This window comes from Streptomyces sp. NPDC032126 (assembly GCF_055580085.1).
In genome coordinates this window covers 45,788-64,231 of the sequence record NZ_JBVIMA010000002.1, presented here as the reverse complement: position 1 = coordinate 64,231, position 18,444 = coordinate 45,788, and the positions used below count along the sequence as shown (strand labels likewise).

At 73.1% G+C, this 18,444-nt stretch carries 21 protein-coding genes; 11 read left to right on the top strand and 10 right to left on the bottom strand.

Annotated elements, in window-relative coordinates; all coding sequences use genetic code 11:
* Positions 1 to 4 precede the first annotated feature (4 nt).
* The 3 genes from ACZ5NW_RS08810 to ACZ5NW_RS08800 all read right to left on the bottom strand — a co-directional run bounded on the left by ACZ5NW_RS08810 (position 5) and on the right by ACZ5NW_RS08800 (position 2,407).
* Complete coding sequence (locus ACZ5NW_RS08810; protein ID WP_468743081.1) at positions 5 to 226, bottom strand: hypothetical protein; 222 nt, start codon at positions 224 to 226, stop codon at positions 5 to 7.
* A 34-nt stretch (positions 227 to 260) separates the two neighbouring features.
* On the bottom strand, positions 261 to 1,526 hold the full coding sequence (locus ACZ5NW_RS08805; protein ID WP_468743080.1) for an inorganic phosphate transporter: 1,266 nt from the start codon (positions 1,524 to 1,526) through the stop codon (positions 261 to 263).
* A 143-nt stretch (positions 1,527 to 1,669) separates the two neighbouring features.
* Positions 1,670 to 2,407, bottom strand: coding sequence for a lysozyme (locus ACZ5NW_RS08800; protein ID WP_468743079.1), 738 nt, complete (start codon positions 2,405 to 2,407; stop codon positions 1,670 to 1,672).
* A gap of 213 nt (positions 2,408 to 2,620) precedes the next feature.
* Here ACZ5NW_RS08800 and ACZ5NW_RS08795 point away from each other — a divergent pair, with 213 nt between their 5' ends.
* The 3 genes from ACZ5NW_RS08795 to ACZ5NW_RS08785 all read left to right on the top strand — a co-directional run bounded on the left by ACZ5NW_RS08795 (position 2,621) and on the right by ACZ5NW_RS08785 (position 6,632).
* Positions 2,621 to 3,367 carry a class II aldolase/adducin family protein gene (locus ACZ5NW_RS08795; protein ID WP_468743078.1) on the top strand — a complete coding sequence of 249 codons (747 nt, stop codon included), beginning with the start codon at positions 2,621 to 2,623 and terminating at the stop codon, positions 3,365 to 3,367.
* Between the two features lie 415 nt (positions 3,368 to 3,782).
* On the top strand, positions 3,783 to 4,916 hold the full coding sequence (locus ACZ5NW_RS08790; RefSeq protein WP_468743077.1) for an alpha/beta hydrolase: 1,134 nt from the start codon (positions 3,783 to 3,785) through the stop codon (positions 4,914 to 4,916).
* 216 nt (positions 4,917 to 5,132) lie between these two features.
* Positions 5,133 to 6,632, top strand: a complete 1,500-nt coding sequence (locus tag ACZ5NW_RS08785) for a hypothetical protein (protein WP_468743076.1) — start codon at positions 5,133 to 5,135, stop codon at positions 6,630 to 6,632.
* A gap of 13 nt (positions 6,633 to 6,645) precedes the next feature.
* Here ACZ5NW_RS08785 and ACZ5NW_RS08780 read toward each other — a convergent pair whose 3' ends face one another.
* Positions 6,646 to 7,068 carry a VOC family protein gene (locus tag ACZ5NW_RS08780; RefSeq protein WP_468743075.1) on the bottom strand — a complete coding sequence of 141 codons (423 nt, stop codon included), beginning with the start codon at positions 7,066 to 7,068 and terminating at the stop codon, positions 6,646 to 6,648.
* Between the two features lie 158 nt (positions 7,069 to 7,226).
* Between ACZ5NW_RS08780 and abc-f the strand changes: the two genes are divergently transcribed.
* From abc-f to ACZ5NW_RS08765, 3 genes are all read left to right on the top strand, one after another.
* Positions 7,227 to 8,825, top strand: a complete 1,599-nt coding sequence (abc-f, locus tag ACZ5NW_RS08775; protein ID WP_468743074.1) for a ribosomal protection-like ABC-F family protein — start codon at positions 7,227 to 7,229, stop codon at positions 8,823 to 8,825.
* A 335-nt stretch (positions 8,826 to 9,160) separates the two neighbouring features.
* A complete protein-coding gene (locus tag ACZ5NW_RS08770) occupies positions 9,161 to 9,382 on the top strand; it encodes a helix-turn-helix domain-containing protein (protein ID WP_006123601.1) in 222 nt (73 codons plus the stop codon).
* A gap of 149 nt (positions 9,383 to 9,531) precedes the next feature.
* A complete protein-coding gene (locus tag ACZ5NW_RS08765) occupies positions 9,532 to 10,323 on the top strand; it encodes an enoyl-CoA hydratase/isomerase family protein (RefSeq protein WP_468743073.1) in 792 nt (263 codons plus the stop codon).
* A gap of 9 nt (positions 10,324 to 10,332) precedes the next feature.
* Here the strand turns inward: ACZ5NW_RS08765 and ACZ5NW_RS08760 are convergent, their stop codons facing one another.
* The gene (locus ACZ5NW_RS08760; protein ID WP_468743854.1) at positions 10,333 to 11,124 is read right to left on the bottom strand and encodes a nucleopolyhedrovirus P10 family protein; all 792 of its coding nucleotides are present in this window, start codon (positions 11,122 to 11,124) and stop codon (positions 10,333 to 10,335) included.
* A 102-nt stretch (positions 11,125 to 11,226) separates the two neighbouring features.
* Between ACZ5NW_RS08760 and ACZ5NW_RS08755 the strand changes: the two genes are divergently transcribed.
* The 5 genes from ACZ5NW_RS08755 to amaP are packed head-to-tail and all read left to right on the top strand — an operon-like array spanning position 11,227 to position 13,554.
* Entirely contained in the window at positions 11,227 to 11,715 is a 489-nt protein-coding gene (locus ACZ5NW_RS08755) for an Asp23/Gls24 family envelope stress response protein (protein WP_468743072.1), read from the top strand.
* Positions 11,716 to 11,747: 32 nt separating this feature from the next.
* The gene (locus tag ACZ5NW_RS08750; RefSeq protein WP_468743071.1) at positions 11,748 to 11,933 is read left to right on the top strand and encodes a hypothetical protein; all 186 of its coding nucleotides are present in this window, start codon (positions 11,748 to 11,750) and stop codon (positions 11,931 to 11,933) included.
* A 3-nt stretch (positions 11,934 to 11,936) separates the two neighbouring features.
* Positions 11,937 to 12,311 (top strand): Asp23/Gls24 family envelope stress response protein, encoded by a 375-nt coding sequence (locus tag ACZ5NW_RS08745; protein ID WP_468743070.1) that lies wholly within the window; start codon positions 11,937 to 11,939, stop codon positions 12,309 to 12,311.
* Positions 12,308 to 12,970: a DUF6286 domain-containing protein gene (locus tag ACZ5NW_RS08740; RefSeq protein WP_468743069.1), complete on the top strand. Its 663-nt coding sequence runs from the start codon at positions 12,308 to 12,310 to the stop codon at positions 12,968 to 12,970. Before ACZ5NW_RS08745 ends, ACZ5NW_RS08740 begins: the two co-directional genes overlap by 4 nt.
* Complete coding sequence (gene amaP, locus ACZ5NW_RS08735) at positions 12,967 to 13,554, top strand: alkaline shock response membrane anchor protein AmaP (RefSeq protein ID WP_468743068.1); 588 nt, start codon at positions 12,967 to 12,969, stop codon at positions 13,552 to 13,554. Before ACZ5NW_RS08740 ends, amaP begins: the two co-directional genes overlap by 4 nt.
* 15 nt (positions 13,555 to 13,569) lie before the next feature.
* Here amaP and ACZ5NW_RS08730 read toward each other — a convergent pair whose 3' ends face one another.
* The 5 genes from ACZ5NW_RS08730 to ACZ5NW_RS08710 form a co-directional block, all read right to left on the bottom strand.
* Positions 13,570 to 14,325: an SDR family oxidoreductase gene (locus ACZ5NW_RS08730; protein WP_468743067.1), complete on the bottom strand. Its 756-nt coding sequence runs from the start codon at positions 14,323 to 14,325 to the stop codon at positions 13,570 to 13,572.
* 4 nt (positions 14,326 to 14,329) lie between these two features.
* Positions 14,330 to 16,117 carry a glycoside hydrolase family 15 protein gene (locus ACZ5NW_RS08725; protein ID WP_468743066.1) on the bottom strand — a complete coding sequence of 596 codons (1,788 nt, stop codon included), beginning with the start codon at positions 16,115 to 16,117 and terminating at the stop codon, positions 14,330 to 14,332.
* A 108-nt stretch (positions 16,118 to 16,225) separates the two neighbouring features.
* Entirely contained in the window at positions 16,226 to 17,026 is an 801-nt protein-coding gene (locus tag ACZ5NW_RS08720; RefSeq protein WP_468743065.1) for an SURF1 family cytochrome oxidase biogenesis protein, read from the bottom strand.
* Positions 17,027 to 17,074: 48 nt separating this feature from the next.
* Positions 17,075 to 17,308, bottom strand: a complete 234-nt coding sequence (locus ACZ5NW_RS08715) for a hypothetical protein (RefSeq protein WP_151470430.1) — start codon at positions 17,306 to 17,308, stop codon at positions 17,075 to 17,077.
* 125 nt (positions 17,309 to 17,433) lie between these two features.
* Positions 17,434 to 18,423: a DEDDh family exonuclease gene (locus ACZ5NW_RS08710; protein ID WP_468743064.1), complete on the bottom strand. Its 990-nt coding sequence runs from the start codon at positions 18,421 to 18,423 to the stop codon at positions 17,434 to 17,436.
* Between the last annotated feature and the right edge of the window lie 21 nt (positions 18,424 to 18,444).

Here is an 18,444-nt window from a genome sequence, read left to right as displayed (position 1 = left end):
CGCGTCAGGCGACGATCAGGGAGATCCCGTACGCCACCGCCGCCGCGCATCCGGTGAAGCAGACGTACGCACCGGTGACCGCGAGGGCCGCCGAGCCGCCCTGCGCCGTGGCGCGCTCGCGGCGCGAGAGGCCCATGACGCCGAGGGTGAACAGGGCCACGAGGCCCACGGTGACGCCGAGGCTGACGCCGAAGACGGAGCCCAGGGCCGCCCAGTCGATCTTCATGGTGATGCTTCCTTCGTAACCGGGTGGGCGGGGCTCAGACGGCGGCGGCCGGCGGTGCCGCCGGCGCCGTCGGATCGGCGGTGGCGGTGACCGTGACGGGCGCCGGCGCCGGGATCGTCGCCGTGAGGTCGTCGGACACGGTGCCCGCGGGCGGCGGGGTCACCATGGCGATCGCGGTGGTGACGACACCGGCCGGCTCCTCGGCGGCGTTGACGTTGGTGTGGTCGACGACCTCCCGACGGGACCGCTTCCAGATGGCGGCGCTGGAGGCCACCAGGAAGACCGCGACCAGGGCCGTGCCCCAGTCACCGAGGTCGGTGACGCTCTCGGCGAGCGCGCCGACCAGCGCGGCGGCCGGCAGGGTCAGACCCCAGGCGACGAACATCCGGGTCGCGGTGGACCAGCGGACCACACCGCCCTTGCGGCCGAGGCCCGCACCCATCACGGAGCCGGAGACCGAGTGCGTGGTGGAGAGTGAGAAGCCCAGGTGGGAGGAGGCCAGGATGACCGTGGCCGCACTGGTCTGGGCGGCGAAGCCCTGCTGCGGCTGGAGGTCGGTCAGGCCCTTGCCCATGGTGCGGATGATGCGCCAGCCGCCGAGGTAGGTGCCGAGCGCGATGGCCAGGCCCGCGGAGAGGATGACCCAGGTGGGAGGGTCGGAGTCGGGGGCGATGGAGCCGCCGGCGACGAGGGCGAGGGTGATGATGCCCATCGTCTTCTGCGCGTCGTTGGTGCCGTGGGCCAGGGAGACCAGGCCCGCGGAGGCGATCTGGCCGGCGCGGTAGCCCTTGTCGGCGGCCTTGCCGTCGGCCTTCTTGCCGAGGGTGTACGACAGCCGGGTCGCGACCATCGCGGCGACACCGGCCACGATCGGGGCGGCGATCGCCGGGATCAGCACCTTGGTGACCAGCGCGTCACCGTGCACCGCGCCCCAGCCGGCGGAGGCGACGGTGGCGCCGATCAGACCGCCCATGAGGGCGTGCGAGGAACTGGAGGGCAGTCCTACCAGCCAGGTCAGCAGGTTCCAGAGGATCGCACCGACCAGCGCGGCGAAGATGACCTCGGGACGGATGCCCGTCTCGTCGACGAGACCTTTGGAGATCGTGTTGGCGACCTCCACGGAGAGAAAAGCGCCCACCAGGTTGAGCGCGGCGGACATGACCACCGCGACCTTGGGCTTGAGCGCACCGGTCGAGATGGTCGTGGCCATCGCGTTGGCGGTGTCGTGAAAACCGTTCGTGAAATCGAACGCGAGTGCGGTTACGACCACAATCGCGAGGATCAGCGAGAAGTTTTCCATTTACCCAGGCAATCGTTCGAAGTCATTGGCTGGTTGACCGTAGGCAACCTGGGTGAACGGAAGGTGAACTGGGGCAGGCGTCATGGTGTCCGAAGGTCAGGGCTTTCGTACTGCTGGGAAGTAACGGCCCAGGCGCCCCATGGCTATCGCCCTCCGGCGAACGTCCTCAGACGGGCCGCGGAGCCGTTGAAGAGATTCTGGTCACCCGGCAGATCGCCGCTGTTGTCGTACTGCCAGAAGGTCCACGCCGACCATCCCGCGGGCAGGGCTCCGGCGTCCGCCGAGCCGTGCCGGGCGATCCACAGGGGGTGCTCCGCGGCGAATGCGGGGCTGGCGCCCGTGCAGAGGTTCCACCAGTGGGTGGTCGTGTAGATCACCGGACGGCGGCCCGTCAGCCTGCGTACCTCGTCGCTGAAGGCCCGGATCCAGGCCACCATCCTCGCCGGGCTCAGGCCGTAGCACCTCTTCCCGCGATCGTACGGGTTGTATTCAATGTCCAGCGCCGGCGGAAGCGTCCAGCCGTCCGCGGTCCAGGCGCCGCCGTTACGGACGAAGAACGCGGCCTGCGCCGTGGCGGTGCCGTGGTCCGGCAGGGCGAAGTGGTAGGCGCCCCGGACCAGGCCGGCGGCGCGGGCACCGTCGTACTGCCGGGCGAACCAAGGGTTGCGGTAGGCGGTGGACTCGGTCGCCTTGACGTAGACGAACCGGGCGCCCCTCGACTGCGCGGCGGCCCAGTCGACATCCCTCTGGTGCGCCGAGACGTCATGGCCTCTCGGTGCGGGGGCGGCGGAGGCGGGGTGTGCGGTGAGGGTGGTGACGGCGGCCGTGAGCAGGGCGGCCGCCGAGGCGGTGACTCGGGTGCGGAATCGGGCATGGGCCATGCGTCCCCCCGGAACGGCTCTGTGCGCGTCATGGCTGTGTGCACGTCACGTCCGCCGAGAGATTACTGAAAGATCAACCAACACTGGTCGATTCCAGGCCAATCCCGACGGACCATGACGTTTCCTGACATGCGCCCTCCCGGACGCCCGGCCTCCGCCCTACAGTGCCCGCACGCACCGGCGCGGCGGGCCGCCCCCTGGCAGGATCACGGCATGGCTGAGGACCGAGGTGAACGGCGGAAAGCCCGGGACGACCGGGACGACGCGGGGGCGGCGGGGGAGCAGCGGGAGGCGAGGGTGAGGCGGCTGGGCGGTGAGGCGGAGGCCCGGGCCTGGGAGGCGCTCGTGGCGGCCGCGCGCCGCACCGTCGCCGACGGACTGGTCGTCGGCACCTCCGGCAACGTCTCGGTGCGGGTCGGGGACACCGTGCTGGTCACCCCCTCGGGCGTGCCGTATGACCGCCTCGCCCCGGACGACATCACGGGCGTCGACCTCGACGGACGACAGGTCCTCGGCTCACTGATCCCGACCAGCGAACTGCCCATGCATCTCGCCGTCTACCGCGCCACCGACGCCGGCGCGGTCGTCCACACCCACGCCGTCCACGCCACGGCCGTCTCCCTGCTCGTCCCCGAGGTGCCCGCGGTGCACTATGTGACGGGCGCGCTCGGCGGACCCGTCCGGGTGGCCCCGTACGCGCTGTACGGCACGGAGGAGTTGGCCGAGAACATGCTGCGCGCGCTGGACGGACGCACCGGCTGCCTCCTCCAGAACCACGGCACCGTCACCTACGGCACCACCCTCGACCAGGCCTACGACCGCACGGCCCAGCTGGAGTGGATGTGCCGCCTCTGGCTGACGGCCTCCTCCCACCCCCACCTGACCCCCACGCTCCTCACCCCCCACCAACTGGCAGAGGCCCAGGAGAAGCTACGGGGGTACGGGCAGGACGGGGGATAGGGGCAAAGCCGGGGCACGGGCGAGGCGGGGATAGGGGCAAAGCCGGGGCACGGGCGAGGCGGGGGACACGGGCAAGGCGCGTGAGGGGGCACCCCCGCCCCGGCCGTTCGCCGGCGGCTCGCCTGCTGTGCCGTCGGCTTCTTCGCCTGCCCCCTCGCTCAGCCCCCACGTCCGCGCTCTCCCCTCCGCCGTCCCTTCATTTCCGCCGTCCGTTCATCTCCGCCAGCCCTTCGTGTCCGCCGCGACGGCGCTCCACCACCGCGAGGCCGTCCGGCGGTGCCAGGCGCACCGCACCCACCGCACCCACCGCGTGCACCGCACCCCCCGCACGCAAAGCACCCCACCGCTCGAACCCCCGTCACCCGAAACCCCCGCCGCACTGGCCGTCCCCGGCCCGCCACACGAGACTGGTCGTGTGCGTCCTGTCACCGCGACGGCAGTCGCCCTCACCGCAGCCCTGGCCGCCGGCGCGGCCGGTGTCGCCGCCGGCCGGCTGGCCAGCGACGCCGCGCTCAAGGCGCCCCCCGGCCGCCCCCTGCCGACCGAACCCCGGCTCACCGTGCACGGCACCGCCGCCGGCCAGATCACCCTCACCCGCGACCTGGCCAGCCTCCGCCCCGGCATCTACGGCCTCGCCGGCGACGGCAGCCACGCGGTCGTCGGCCCCGTCCTCGGCCACGCGGCCCACCCCGCCGACGCGGTCGTACGCCGCCTGGAACGCGTCACCCACGGCACCCTCACCCCCGGCGACGCGGTCTGGCTCACCCCGACCGTGTACATCGGCAACCCCAGCGCCGCCCTCGGTCTCGACCACGCCGACATCGACATCCCCGGCGAGCTCGGCCCCCTGCCCGCCTGGTTCGTGCCCAGCAGCCGCCGCACCTGGGTGATCGCCGTGCACGGCCTGGGCACCACCCGGGAACACGCCCTGAACCTGATGGGCTTCCTGCACCGACGCCACGTCCCCGTCCTCGCCCTGTCCTACCGCGGCGACCTCGGCGCACCCCGCTCCCCGGACGGCCTCAACCACCTCGGCGAGACCGAGTGGCGCGACCTGGACGCCGCGATCCGCTACGCCGTGCGCTATGGCGCCGAGCGCGTCGTCCTGCTCGGCTGGTCCACCGGCGCCGCCATGGCGCTGCGCGCCGCCGTCGACTCCGGCGCGCGCGACCGTGTCGCCGGGCTCGTCCTGGACTCCCCGGTGCTCAGCTGGCAGACCACCCTGCGCGCCCTCGCCGCCGCCCGGCACACCCCCGGCGCCCTGCTGCCCCTCGCGGTCCGCGCCGCGCAGGGCCGCGCCGGGCTGCACGGCGGCCCCGCCGAGGACACCGACGCCGTCGACCCGGCCCGCCTCACCGTGCCGACGCTGATCTTCCACGGTCCCGGTGACACCGTCGCCCCCTGGCGGCTCTCCCGGCGCCTCGCCGACCGCCGCCCCGGCCTGGTGAACCTGCACCGCGTCGACGGCGCCCCGCACGGCGCCATGTGGAACCGCGACCCCGGGGTCTACGAGGAGGCCCTCCGCCGCTTCCTCACCCCCCTGGTCTGACCCCGCTCCGCCGAGCCGTCACCGCCGCCGGGAGACCGGGTCCGCCCCCGCCGCGCCACCCCGTGCCGGACCCGGTCGCCATGCTTCCGTTTAGCGCTGGACCACTGACCGGTTTTCGGCCTTGAGGCCCCACGCAACGCCGTGCCTTGGCCAGTCCCGTAGCCCCCCGTGACATTCCGTTTGGGTTTTCGGACCGTCAACCGGAAGACTGCACCCGTGACGTCCCGTATCCCGCGCGACTCCAGGCTTCGACTCGTCCGCCCGCGACCCCTGGCCGCCGCCCCCTCAGCTGTGAACCAGCGGCGCCCACGCCGCCCCGCGCCCCGCCCGCCGGAGGGCACCCCGGCACCGGCGGAGCTGGCCAGAATGGCGCGCTCAGGTCTGGCCGCCGCGGCCCGTGTCGCCCGCTGGGCCGACGCGGCGCTCGGCCCCGGCAGCGACGCGGCGCACTCCGACGGCAAGGCCACCCTGTCCGACGCGACCGCCGAACGGGCGGCCCGGGATCTGGGCCTGACCCCGGCCCAGGTCCGCGCCGACTGGGACACCGCCCGCCTCGCCGGCCTCATCGAGGTGCACGGCGCCAGCGCCCGCCCCGGCTGGCGGCTGCGCGCCTGGAACCGCGACGACAGCGCCGTCCTGCGCGGCTGGGTGGCCCTCTTCGACGCCTGGTCCCTCGCCACCCCCGAGCCCGCCGACCAGGAGCCCGCCGCGGTCGCCGAGGTCGTCTCGGCCATGCCCCAGGTCCTGTCGTTCCTCCAGTTGTCCGCCGGCCCCGTACCGGTCGAGCAGCTCCTGGACCTCCTGCGCCAACGCGTCACGGAACTCCGCACGGAACGCTGCGAAGTCGTCTACGACCCGGAGTCCCCGCACACCCCGCCGGGCCCCGCTGCGACCGACACCGCCGCAGCGACGGCGACCGCCCCCGCCCGCCACCTCGCCCCCGCCACCCCCGCACGCTCCGCCGACGCCGACCCGGCGGAGCCCGCGCAGGCGGCCGAGCTGGCGCCGCTCCTGGACTGGGCGCTGCACGCGCTCGCCTCCGTGGGCGCCCTCACCTGCGGTGACGGCCAGGCCACCCTCACGCCCCTGGGCAGCTGGGCCGTGTGGGTCAAGCTGGAGCAGATCTGTGTCGCCGCGCAGAGCCCCGCCGGCAACATCGAGCAGGGGGCCGAGGACATGCTGCGCGGCTGCGCCCAGCTGCGCCCCAACGCGGCCCGCGCCGAATACCGCGCCTGGCTCGCCGCCCGCCCCGTCGGCAGCGCCGTCACGGAGCTGCTGGCCGCCGCCCGCGGCGAGGACGCCCTGCTGCGCGGCCTCGCCTTCGAGGCGCTGCGGGTGGTCGGCGCCCCGGCCGAGGCGGACGTCCGGGCCGTCGTCGAGGACCCCGCCCTCAGGCCGTACGCCCTGCTCTGGCTCGCGGAGCATGACGGCGTCGACCCCGAGGACGCGCACGAGGTGCTGACCCGCGAGGAGGCCACCTGGCTGTGGGTCGACACCGCGGCCGCCGTCGCCGACCACGGGGAGGCCCCGATGCTGGTGCGGCACCTGGAGTCCGCGCTCCAGCCGACCGTGCCCGCCCTGCTGGAGGAGGTCCGCGCCGTCGGTCACCCGCGCACCGTGCAGGTCCTGGTCGCGCTGGCCGCCGCGCACCCCGATCCGGCGCTCGCCAAGGCCGTCCGCCGGGCCGCGTTCCAGGTCCACACCGGCGGCAACTGACCGCCGGCTCGGCTCAGCCCCGCAGCTCGGGGGCGTACGTGCCGAAGCTCCAGACGTTGCCCTCGATGTCCCGGGCCAGGTACTCCCGCGAGCCGTAGTCCTGGTCCGCCGGGGGCATCAGGATCTCCGCGCCGTGCTCCACGGCTCGCCGGTGGTGTGCGTCGACGTCGTCCACGACGACGTACACCGCCGCGGCGCCCGCGTCCTTCATCGCCGTGTCGAAGACGCCGCCGTGGCCCTTGGAGCCGAGCATCACCGCTCCGTTGCCCTGCGCCAGCTCGGCGTGGCGCACCAGGCCGTCCTCGTCCTCGTGCACCGCGAGCGCGGTGAAGCCGAACGCCTCGGTGAGCTGCCGGACGGCCGCCTTCGCGTCGGCGTACCGCAGGGCCGGGTAGATGCTCGGACGCCCGCCGCCCGTGCCGTTCGTGCCTGTCATGCCGGTCACTCCCTCTGCCGGAGATCGAACACCGAAGCCACAAAAACTGCTTGCACGGGCCCGTTAGACTGGCCCCATGGCCATTCTCCTCGCGCATTAGACGGCGGGAACGTCCTCATCCGCCTGTCCCGCCCACCCATCCGCCCTGGAGTCTGTCCGTGATCTCCGCCTCCGGTATCGAGCTGCGCGCCGGTGCCCGCATCCTCATCGAGAACGCCTCCTTCCGCATCGCCAAGGGCGACCGCATCGGTCTGGTCGGCCGCAACGGCGCCGGCAAGACCACCCTCACCAAGGTCCTGGCCGGCGAGGGCATCCCCGCCGGGGGCACCGTCACCCGCTCCGGCGAGGTCGGCTATCTCCCGCAGGACCCCCGCACCGGCGACCTCGACGTCCTCGCCCGCGACCGCATCCTCTCCGCGCGCGGCCTCGACGTCCTGATCCGCAAGATGCGCGACAACGAACAGCGGATCGCCAACGGCCAGGGCGCGACCCGGGAGAAGGCCCTCAAGCAGTACGAGCGCCAGGAGACGGAGTTCCTCACGAAGGGCGGGTACGCGGCCGAGGCCGAGGCCGCCACCATCGCCGCCGCGCTCAACCTGCCCGACCGGGTGCTCGGCCAGCCCCTGCACACGCTCTCGGGCGGTCAGCGCCGCCGTATCGAGCTGGCCCGCATCCTGTTCTCGGACGCGGACACGCTGCTCCTCGACGAGCCGACGAACCACCTGGACGCCGACTCGATCGTCTGGCTGCGCGACTACCTCAAGACCTACCGCGGCGGCTTCATCGTCATCTCCCACGACGTGGACCTGGTCGAGACGGTCGTCAACAAGGTGTTCTACCTGGACGCCAACCGCTCCCAGATCGACATCTACAACATGGGCTGGAAGCTCTACCAGCAGCAGCGCGAGGCCGACGAGAAGCGCAGGAAGCGCGAGCGGCAGAACGCCGAGAAGAAGGCCGCCGCCCTGCACTCGCAGGCCGACAAGATGCGCGCCAAGGCCACCAAGACGGTCGCCGCGCAGAACATGGCCAAGCGCGCCGACAAGCTCCTGTCCGGCCTGGAGGCGGTCCGCCAGCAGGACAAGGTCGCCAAGCTGCGCTTCCCCGAGCCCGCGCCCTGCGGCAAGACCCCGCTGATGGCGGAGGGCCTGTCGAAGTCGTACGGCTCGCTGGAGATCTTCACCGACGTCGACCTGGCCATCGACAAGGGCTCCCGCGTGGTCATCCTGGGCCTCAACGGCGCGGGCAAGACCACCCTGCTGCGGCTGCTCGCCGGCACCGAGCAGCCGGACACCGGCGCGGTCGTGCCCGGCCACGGCCTCAAGCTCGGCTACTACGCCCAGGAGCACGAGACCCTCGACCCGGACCGTACGGTCCTGGAGAACATGCGCTCGGCGGCCCCCGACCTCGACCTCGTCGAGGTGCGCAAGACGCTGGGCTCCTTCCTCTTCTCCGGCGACGACGTCGACAAGCCGGCCGGTGTCCTCTCCGGTGGTGAGAAGACCCGTCTCGCCCTCGCCACCCTGGTGGTGTCGTCGGCGAACGTGCTGCTCCTGGACGAGCCCACCAACAACCTCGACCCCGCCAGCCGCGAGGAGATCCTCGGCGCGCTGCGCACCTACAAGGGCGCGGTGGTCCTCGTCACCCACGACGAGGGTGCCGTGGAGGCGCTCCAGCCCGAGCGGATCATCCTGCTGCCCGACGGTGTCGAGGACCTGTGGGGCTCCGATTACGCGGATCTCGTCGCCCTGGCTTGATCGAATGGGTGATCCCCTGGCTATGGATCATTCGGCCGATCGGTGATCCATCATCTGTGTGAGATCTCCTCGTATCGGGGTGTGTCCTACATCGATTTCGCGGCCGATCCCCCCATCGCCGGGGGATCGGCCGTCGTGCGTCCCTGACCTGCTGCTTCCGGCGGGAAGCCGTTCGATGGTGCGGACGGCTGTGTGTGGAATCACATCGTCCGTTTGTGGGGACGCGCTCCTGTCGTCAAAACCGTGTCGCACGGACCTTGCCGAATGGGTGGCCAACCCGCCCCGGAGGGGTGATCATGAGGGGACCAGAGCGCACTTCCCATGAGGAGGCACGGGTGGCCGAGACTCTGAAGAAGGGCAGCCGGGTGACCGGCGCCGCGCGCGACAAGCTCGCGGCAGACCTGAAGAAGAAGTACGACTCCGGTGCGAGCATTCGGGCACTGGCCGAGGAAACCGGCCGCTCGTATGGCTTCGTACACCGGATGCTCAGTGAGTCGGGCGTCACGCTCCGTGGGCGTGGCGGGGCGACGCGGGGCAAGAAGGCCGCCTCGGCCTGAGCCCGGGCGGCCCATCGGCTTCGATGGTGGCCACCCGGTCGGTCGAGTGATCGGCCGGGTGGTTACTGTGCAGTCACTTAGCTGTGCCGCCGTACGGCATTCTGTGCCGCTGTACGGCATCCAGTGACCGCACCCATCGGAGGCGCCCCATGGCCGACTCGGTTCCCCTGCTCGACAAGGACGGCGTACGGCTCACCGTCGAGGACACCCTCGCCACGGTGACGCTGACCAACCCGGCCAAGCGCAACGCGCAGAGCCCCGCGATGTGGCGGACGCTGGCCGAGGTCGGCCGGCTCCTGCCGGGCTCCGTCCGTGTCGTCGTGCTGCGCGGCGAGGGCAAGTCCTTCTCCGCCGGGCTCGACCGGCAGATGTTCACGCCCGAGGGGATCGAGGGCGAGCCCTCGTTCATCGACCTCGCGCGCAGCGGCGACACCGAACTCGACGCCGCCATCGCCGAGTTCCAGCAGGGCTTCACCTGGTGGCGACGCAACGACGTCGTGTCCATCGCCGCCGTCCAGGGCCATGCCATCGGAGCCGGGTTCCAGCTCGCCCTCGCCTGCGATGTCCGCGTCGTCGCCGACGACGTGCAGTTCGCCATGCGCGAGACCGGCCTCGGGCTCGTCCCCGACCTCACGGGCACGCACCCCCTGGTCTCGCTCGTGGGCTACGGCCGCGCCGTCGAGATGTGCCTGACCGGACGGTTCGTCCAGGCCGAGGAGGCGGTGAGCTGCGGCCTCGCGAACATCGCCGTACCCGTGGACCAGCTCGACGAGACGGTACGGGAGCTGGCGACGGCGATCCTGGCCGCGCCCCGGGAGGCCGTGATCGAGACCAAGGCGCTGCTGCGGGGCGCCTGCGACCGGACCTACGACGAGCAGCGTGCCGCCGAACGGGCCGCGCAGGCCCGGAGGCTGCGGGACCTGGCCGGGCTCGGCGAATGAGCTGAACCCTCAGCCGACCGCCGTCACCACCACCGCCACGGTCGGATGATCGGGCAGCCCCGCCGACACCGCCGCGCGGACCTCCCGGGCCACGTCCAGGGCCCGGTGGTCCGCGCGCACCGCGATCTCCACGCGCGCGTGCCGGCGCGGCAGGGCGACCGCCTGGCCGCGCTCGACGATGTGCACCGCGCTCCCCACCCCACCGAAGACACCGGCCAGCCCGCGCACCCCGGGAACGCCCAGCACGACGGCGGCGACCCGCACCTCGTCACCCCCACCAGGCGCCTTCCCCCGAACGGACGGTTCCGCATGCCCGGGCTCCGGCCCAGATGCCGCCGGTGTCTCCTCCCCGGCGTCCGTCCCGTCGGCCTCGTCCAACAGTGCCGTGACCCGTAGATCGATCTCGGTCACCGTCAGACCCAGGTGCCGCGAGGCCGCCTCGGCGAGGGCGGTCCGCAGGCGTGCGGCCGCCTCCGGCAGCGGCTCCGACGGCCCCGCCGCCACATCCGCCGTCACCCGCAGCGGCCCGGGCGGCAGAGCGCTCGGCGGCGCCGGTACGACCGGCTCGGCACCGCCCTCCGGATCCGCCGACGCCAGCCGCAACTCGCCCAGCCGCACCCCGCGCACCCCTCGTACCACCTCCCGCAGGACACCGGCCGCCGCGTCCTCCGCGATCCACGCCCCGTCCCCCGCACCGCCCAGCGGCAGCAGCCGCCCCAGCCCCAGAACACTCCGTACGGCCCGCCCGGCACCCGCCGTCGCTCCGTGCGACGGCGCCGAACGCCGCCCCTCGTACTCCATCCGTCCCGCCGTCATTCCTCCAGCCTGCCGCATCCCTGGGGCGCTCGGCGGCAACCGCGCTTACGGTGGTGAAAGGACGACGACCGGAAGGGACGTTCGGTGATGACCGAGATGACGGACCGGAACCGCACGCAGACGCCCGAGGGCGAGACCGAGTCGCCGGTACAGACCCGCAAGGCCACCAGACGAGGCGGCGGTGACCCCGGTACCCGGGGCCGCACCACCATCGCCGACGGAGTCGTGGAGAAGATCGCCGGCCTGGCCGCCCGTGACGTCCTCGGCGTGCACGCCATGGGCAGCGGACTGAGCCGCACCTTCGGCGCCGTACGGGACCGGGTCCCCGGCGGCGGGGACAGATCCGTCACCCGGGGTGTGAAGGCCGAGGTCGGCGAGGTGCAGACCGCGCTCGACCTGGAGATCGTCGTCGACTACGGCGTGTCGATCGCCGACGTCGCCCGGGCCGTGCGCGAGAACGTCGTCGCCGCCGTCGAGCGGATGACCGGCCTGGAGGTCGTGGAGGTCAACATCGCCGTGAGCGACGTCAAACTGCCCGAGGAAGAGGAAGAGGAGCCGGAACCCCGGATCCAGTGACCGGCCGGGCATACGGCTGAGGGGAGCACACCTTGAGCATGGCCGTGGTCGGCATGATCGCCGGCATGGCGCTGGGCTTCGCCGGATACTTCGGCGGGTTCGGAGCCTTCCTGCTGGTGGCGGCGCTCGGCGCCATCGGCTTCATCGTCGGCCGGTTCCTGGAGGGGGACCTCGATCTCGGTGACCTCTTCCGCTCGCGCGACGACCGGCGGCGGTGACCGGTGAGCGAAGGGACCGGCGCGCTCGGCAGACGTGCGGCCGTCGTCCCGCCGGGTGAACGCGGCGCGACCCGGATCGCCGACCGCGTCGTCGCGAAGATCGCCGCCCAGGCGGCGCGCGAGGCGGTCGGCGCACTCCCGCCGGGCGCGTCCCACCCGCACGCCACGGTCGTCGTCCACCACGACGCGGCACACGTGCGCGTGCACCTGGAACTCGACTACCCCAGCGACCTCGGCGCGCGCTGCCACGCGGTGCGTCGGCACGTCACGGAACGGGTACGCGCCCTGGTGTCCATGGAAGTCCCGGAGGTCGCCGTCCACGTGGAACGCCTCCACCTGACGGCGGCCCACGGCGCGACACAGGGGAGGACGCGATGAGCGAACCCCGGGGCACCGAGGGCCCGGAGGGGGCCGGGGGCGTCGAGCGCACCACACAGCGGCTGCCGGTCCTGGAGAAGGAACCGGAACCGGCCGTCGAGGCGCCGCCCCCCGGCCACGCCCACCGCTTCTGGTCCGCGCGCCGCGTCCCGGCCACCGTCGTCGCCGTGCTGCTGCTGGTCGTCGCGGGAGCCTTCCTCTACGACATCGCCGCCGTACGGGCGGGCCGGCGCGCCATGGCCTGGCGCCGCGAACTCGCCCGGCAACTCGCCGAACGCCCGCTCGACGACACCTGGGTCCTGGTCGGCGCGGGCGTCGCCGCCGCGCTCGGCCTCTGGCTGATCCTGCTGGCCGCCACCCCCGGCCTGCGCTCCGTCCTGCCGATGCGCCCGGTCCACCCCGACGTCCGGGCCGGCCTCCTCCGGCGCGCCGCCGCCCTGGTGCTGCGCGACCGGGCTATGGAGGTCGCCGGTGTGCAGTCGGTCCGGGTCCGGGTGGGCCGCCACCGGGCGGACGTGCGCGCGCTCTCCCACTTCCGTGAACTGGACGACGTACAGGCGGACCTGGACGAGGTGCTCGCCGAGACGGTGACGGGCCTGGGCCTGGCCCACCCGCCGAGGCTGTCGGTGCACGTACGGCGACCCGGGAAGAAGGGGTGAGGGCGATGCTGCGGACCGTCAACCGGCTGCTGCTGGCCCTGGTCGGGCTCGTGCTGGTCGCCGTGGGCGGCGCCGTCCTCGCCGTGGGACTGGGCGCGCCCCCGCCCTCCTGGTGGCTGCACGACGGCCCGCACGACGTGCTGCTGTCCACCGCCGAACGCACCCGCTGGCGCGACGAGAGCTGGTGGTGGCCGACCGTCATCGCCGCGCTGGCCGTAGTGGTGCTGCTGGCCCTGTGGTGGCTCGTGGCCAACCTGCGCCGCCGCAGGCTGCGGGAGGTCCTGATCGACACCGGCGACGGCGCGGGCGCCCTGCTGCGAGGCCGGGCCCTGGAACACGTACTGGCGTCCCAGGCCGCCCAGTTGGACGGGGTCTCCCACGCCCACGTCCACCTCACGGGCCGCAGGACGGCCCCGGAGACCAGGGTGCGGCTGATGCTGGAACCCCACGTGGACCCGGGAACCGCGCTGCGCGAGCTGACGGCCGGGGCCCTCGACCACGCGAGGAACTCGGCGGCCCTGGAGTCCCTCCCGTCGGAGGTCCGCCTGAGAACGGCCAAGCACAAGGCGGAACGGGTGACGTGACACGACGACGCGGCGTCAGAAGCCGTGCCGCATCCCGCCGTCGACGGGCACCATGATCCCGGTCAGGTAGGACGCGGCCGGCGACAGCAAGAACGCCGCGGTCCGCCCGAACTCCTCCGGCGTCCCGTACCTCCGCAACGGAATCCGCGCCTCGTTGGCGGCCCGGGTCGCCTCGGGATCCGCGGACAAGCCGTCCAGCTCGCGCACGCGATCCGTGTCGATGCGGGACGGCAGCAGCCCCACCACCCGGATGCCCCGCGGCCCCACCTCGTCGGCGAGCGACTTCGCGAACCCGGCGAGTCCGGGCCGCAGCCCGTTGGAGATCGTCAGCCCCGGGATCGGCTCGTACACGGACCCGGACAGCACGAACCCGATGACACCGCCGTCCTCCAGCTCGGCCACGGCCGCCCGGGCCAGCCGGACCGCCCCCAGGAACACCGACTCGAAGGCCGCCTGCCACTGCTCGTCCGTGTTGTCGGCGACAAAGCCCGGCGCGGGCCCGCCCACGCTGACCAGCACACCGTCGAACCCGCCGAACGCCTCCCGCGCGGCGGCGATGACTTGCTGCGGTGCCCCCGGGTCGGCGTTGTCAACGGCCAGGCCGACGGCGCCCGCGCCCAGTTCCGCCGCCGCGTCGGCGACCCGCTTCTCGTCGCGCCCGGTGATGACCACCCGCGCCCCGTCCGCGACCAGCTCGCGCGCGGCGGCGTTGCCGAGACCGCGCGTGGCCCCGGTGACGACGTACACCTTGTCCTTCAGCCCAAGATCCATGGCCCTATCCTGCCCCCTCGTCCCCGAACAGGGCGAGGGCGGTGTTGACCAGCCCGATGTGGCTGAACGCCTGCGGGAAGTTGCCCAGGTGCCGGTCGGTCACCGGGTCGTACTCCTCCGACAGCAGCCCCACGTCATTGGCCAGCCCCACCAGCCGGTCGAACAGCTCCCGGGCCTCCTTCGCGCGCCCGGTCAGGAACAGGGCGTCCGCGAGCCAGAAGGAGCAGACCAGGAAGGTGCCCTCGTCGCCGGGCAGGCCGTCGATGGTGGTGCCGTCGGTGCTGTACCGGCGCACCAGCCCGTCGTGGGTCAGCTCGTCGCGGATCGCGTCGACGGTGCCGATGACCCGGGGGTCGTCCGGCGGCAGGAAACCGACGCGGGGGATGAGCAGCAGGGAGGCGTCCAGTTCGCGGGAGCCGTAGAACTGGGTGAAGGTGTTGCGTTCGGCGTCGAAGCCCTGCTCGCACACCTGCCGGTGCACCTCGTCGCGCAGCGCCCGCCAGCCGTCGAGGTCGCCGTGCAGCCGCGGGTACTCCTCCAGCGCGCGCACGGCACGGTCGGCGGCCACCCACACCATCACCTTGGAGTGCACGAAGTGGCGCCGCCCGCCGCGCACCTCCCACAGGCCCTCGTCCGGCTGCTCCCAGTTCTTCCTCAGCCACTTCATCAGCGCGGACTGGATCGCCCACACATGCGGCTTTGTCGGCAGTCCGGCGTGGCGGGCCAGCGCGAGGGAGTCCATGACCTCGCCGTAGACGTCGAGCTGAAGCTGTTTCACGGCCCCGTTTCCGGTGCGTACGGGGGCGGAGTCGGCGAAGCCGGACAGCCACGACAGCTCCACCTCGGGGAGCCGGCGCTCGCCCGCGACGCCGTACATGATCTGCAGGTCGGCGGGGTCGCCGGCGACGGCGCGCAGCAGCCAGTCGCGCCAGGCGGCCGCCTCGTCGTGGTAGCCGGCGGAGAGCAGGGCGCCCAGGGTGAGGGTGGAGTCGCGCAGCCAGCAGTAGCGGTAGTCCCAGTTGCGCACCCCGCCCAGCTCCTCGGGCAGGGAGGTGGTGGGGGCGGCGACGATGCCTCCGGTCGGGCGGTAGGTGAGGGCCTTGAGGGTGATGAGGGAGCGGACCACGGCCTCCCGGTGGGGACCGTCGTAGCGGCAGCGGGCCGCCCACTCCTGCCAGTCCTCGACGCTGACGCGCAGCGCGTCGTACGGGTCGACGAGCGGAGGGCGCCGCTCGTGCGAGGGGTGCCAGGTGAGCACGAACGCGACCTGCTCGCCCTCGGCGACGGTGAACTCGGAGTGGGTGCCCAGGTCCTCGCCCCAGGTGTGCACCTCGGGTTCGCTGCGCAGCCACACCGAGTCGGGGCCGGCGACGGCGACGCGGTGGCCGTCCGAGCGGCGCATCCACGGGACGATCGAGCCGTAGTCGAAGCGCAGCCGCAGCTCGCCGCGGACGGTGACCCGGCCGCGCAGCCCCGTCACGATCCGCACGAGGTCGGGTGCCCGGTCGCGCTGCGGCATCAGGTCGGTCACCCGGATCGCGCCGTCGGCGGTCTCCCACTCGGTGTCCAGGACAAGGGTGTCGGGGCGGTAGGCGCGGCGCGTGCAGGAGCCGTGGGCGCCCTTGGGGGCGATGCGCCAGTGGCCGTTGTCCTTGCCGCCGAGCAGCCGGGCGAAGCAGGCGCCGGAGTCGAACCGGGGCAGGCACAGCCAGTCGACGGAACCGTCCTTGCCGACCAGGGCAGCGGTCTGCTCGTCGCCGATGAGGGCGTAGTCCTCGATACGGGGGTGCACGGTGTAGCGGGTTCCCGGCCTGGGGTGGGGGCAATCCAGGCGTGCGGCCGGGGGAGTGAAGTACGCGCTGCCGGCCGGGACGCCGGTCGGGGAGTGCCGGGGCCGGGGTCAGGACACCGGGGTCGGTTCGGTGTCCTCGGCAGGCGTCTCCTGGCGTGCCTTCTCCGCGCGTTCGCGGGCCTCGCGGCGGGCCATGATCACCCAGCCGGCGGGGACGCCCGCGGAGAACAGCCACCACTGGATGGCGTAGGCGTAGTTCAGCGCGGCGTCCTCGTTGCCGGGCTTGCCGATCAGCTGCGGGCTGCCGCCGGCGGGCTCCGGTGCCGTCAGCACGAGATAGCCGCCGAGCACCTGGGCACCGAGGCGCCGCGCCTGCTGCTCGCTGCTGATCAGCATGATCTGCCGGTCGGGCAGGCCCTTGACGTCCTTGATGCCGCTCGCCGCGGTCGTCTCGTCGGGCATCAGCCGCCCGGTGACGGTGACCTCGCCGCGCGGCGGCGCGGGGATCTTCGGGAACTCCGACTGGCTGGGACCGTCGGCGGGGATCCAGCCGCGGTTGACCAGGACCACCTTGCCGTCCGTGAGGACGAACGGGGTGAGGACGTGGAAGCCGACCGTCTCCTCGGCGTTGACGCGCCGCCGGACGACGACCTCGTGCGCGGTGTCGAAGTGGCCCCGGGCGGTGACACCGCGGTACCGCTCGTCCCTGGTGACGGTGTGTCCCGGCGAGGTCAGCCGCTCCACCGGCACCGGGTCGGCGCCGAGCGCGTCGGCGACGAGCTGGTTGCGCGCGGTGCGCTCGTCGTAGCGGTGCATCTGCCAGAAGCCCAGCCTGATCATGGTGGGGATCAGGAGGAGGGCGACCAGCGTGAGGATCACCCACTGCCGGGACAACAGGAAGCGGTACACCCCACGACCGTACAACCCGGTCGTGGGGTGTGAGCGGGCGGGTGCCGGTCAGACGCGGTCGACGATGCCCGCCTTCCCCTCGGCGCGGGCGCAGTGGGCCCCGCAGTACCAGTGACCCTCGACCTCGACGCCCTGCCCGATGACCTGCACCCGGCAGTGCTCGCAGATGGGGGCCATGCGGTGGATCGCACAGGAGAAGCAGTCGAAGACGTGCACCGCGCCCTGCGCGTGCACCTCGAAGGTCATGCCGTAGTCATTGCCGCAAACTTCGCATCTCGCCATGCGCCACAGGGTGGGCCGTCCCGGCGGGGCGGGCGAGGCGGCGGCGGGCGAGTCGCGCGTCAATCACCCGGAGGGACGGCTCGCTCGCGGATCCGCGCGGACCGGACGGCCCACGCCGGTACGGCTCATTCGTCCGCCGGTTCGACATCGCGCAGGAGTTGTCCGAAGGCGGCCTCGTCCATGACCGGCGTGCCGAACTGCCGCGCCTTGACCACCTTCGACGTGCCCGAGTCGGGGTCGTTGGTGACGAGCAGGCTGGTCAGCCGCGACAGGCTCGTCGCCACATGCAGCCCCGCCTCGGTCGCCCGGTCCTCCAGCAGTTCGCGTTCCACCGAGGTGTCACCCGAGAAGGCGACCCGCATGCCCTGCTTGAGCCTTTTGCCCTCTTCGTACCGACCCGGATTGGGATAGGGGCATGCAGGTCTTTTGCGGGAGGGGCGCCAACTGGTCGCCCGATACCCGCCGTACCCCCCGGATCCGCCGCGCGGCGCCGGCACCGGCCGGTCCTGCCACTCCGTCAGCGGCCGGCACTCGTGCAGCGGCAGCCGCACCCCGCCCGCCGCGGCGGCCCGCAGACTCGGCCGGAACGCCTCCGCCAGCACGCGCGCGTCGTCCAGCGCGTGGTGCGCCCGCCGCTGGACCACACCGAAGTGCGCGGCAAGCGACTCCAGCTTGTGGTTGGGCAGCGGCAGCCCCAGCTCCTTGGAGAGCGCGATCGTGCACAGCCGCTGCCGCACCGGTGCCTCGCGCTCCGCGCGCGCGTACTCCCGGGCGATCATCTGCCAGTCGAAGACCGCGTTGTGCGCGACCAGCACCCGGCCCGCGAGCCGCTCCGAGAACTCCCCGGCGACCTCCCCGAACAGCGGCGCGCCCTCCAGTGCCTCGCTCGTCAGCCCGTGGATCCACACCGGCCCCGGGTCCCGTTCCGGATTGACCAGCGTGTACCAGTGGTCCTCGACCTCACCGCGCGCGTCCAGCCGGTACACGGCCGCGGAGATGATCCGGTCGTCGCGGGCCAGGCCGGTGGTCTCCACGTCGACGACCGCGTACCCCTGCGGATACGCGGCCGGCCACTCCATCGGGGAGGGCGCTGCGGTCGTACGGTCTTCGAGCATGGTCACTGAGGATACGGGCCG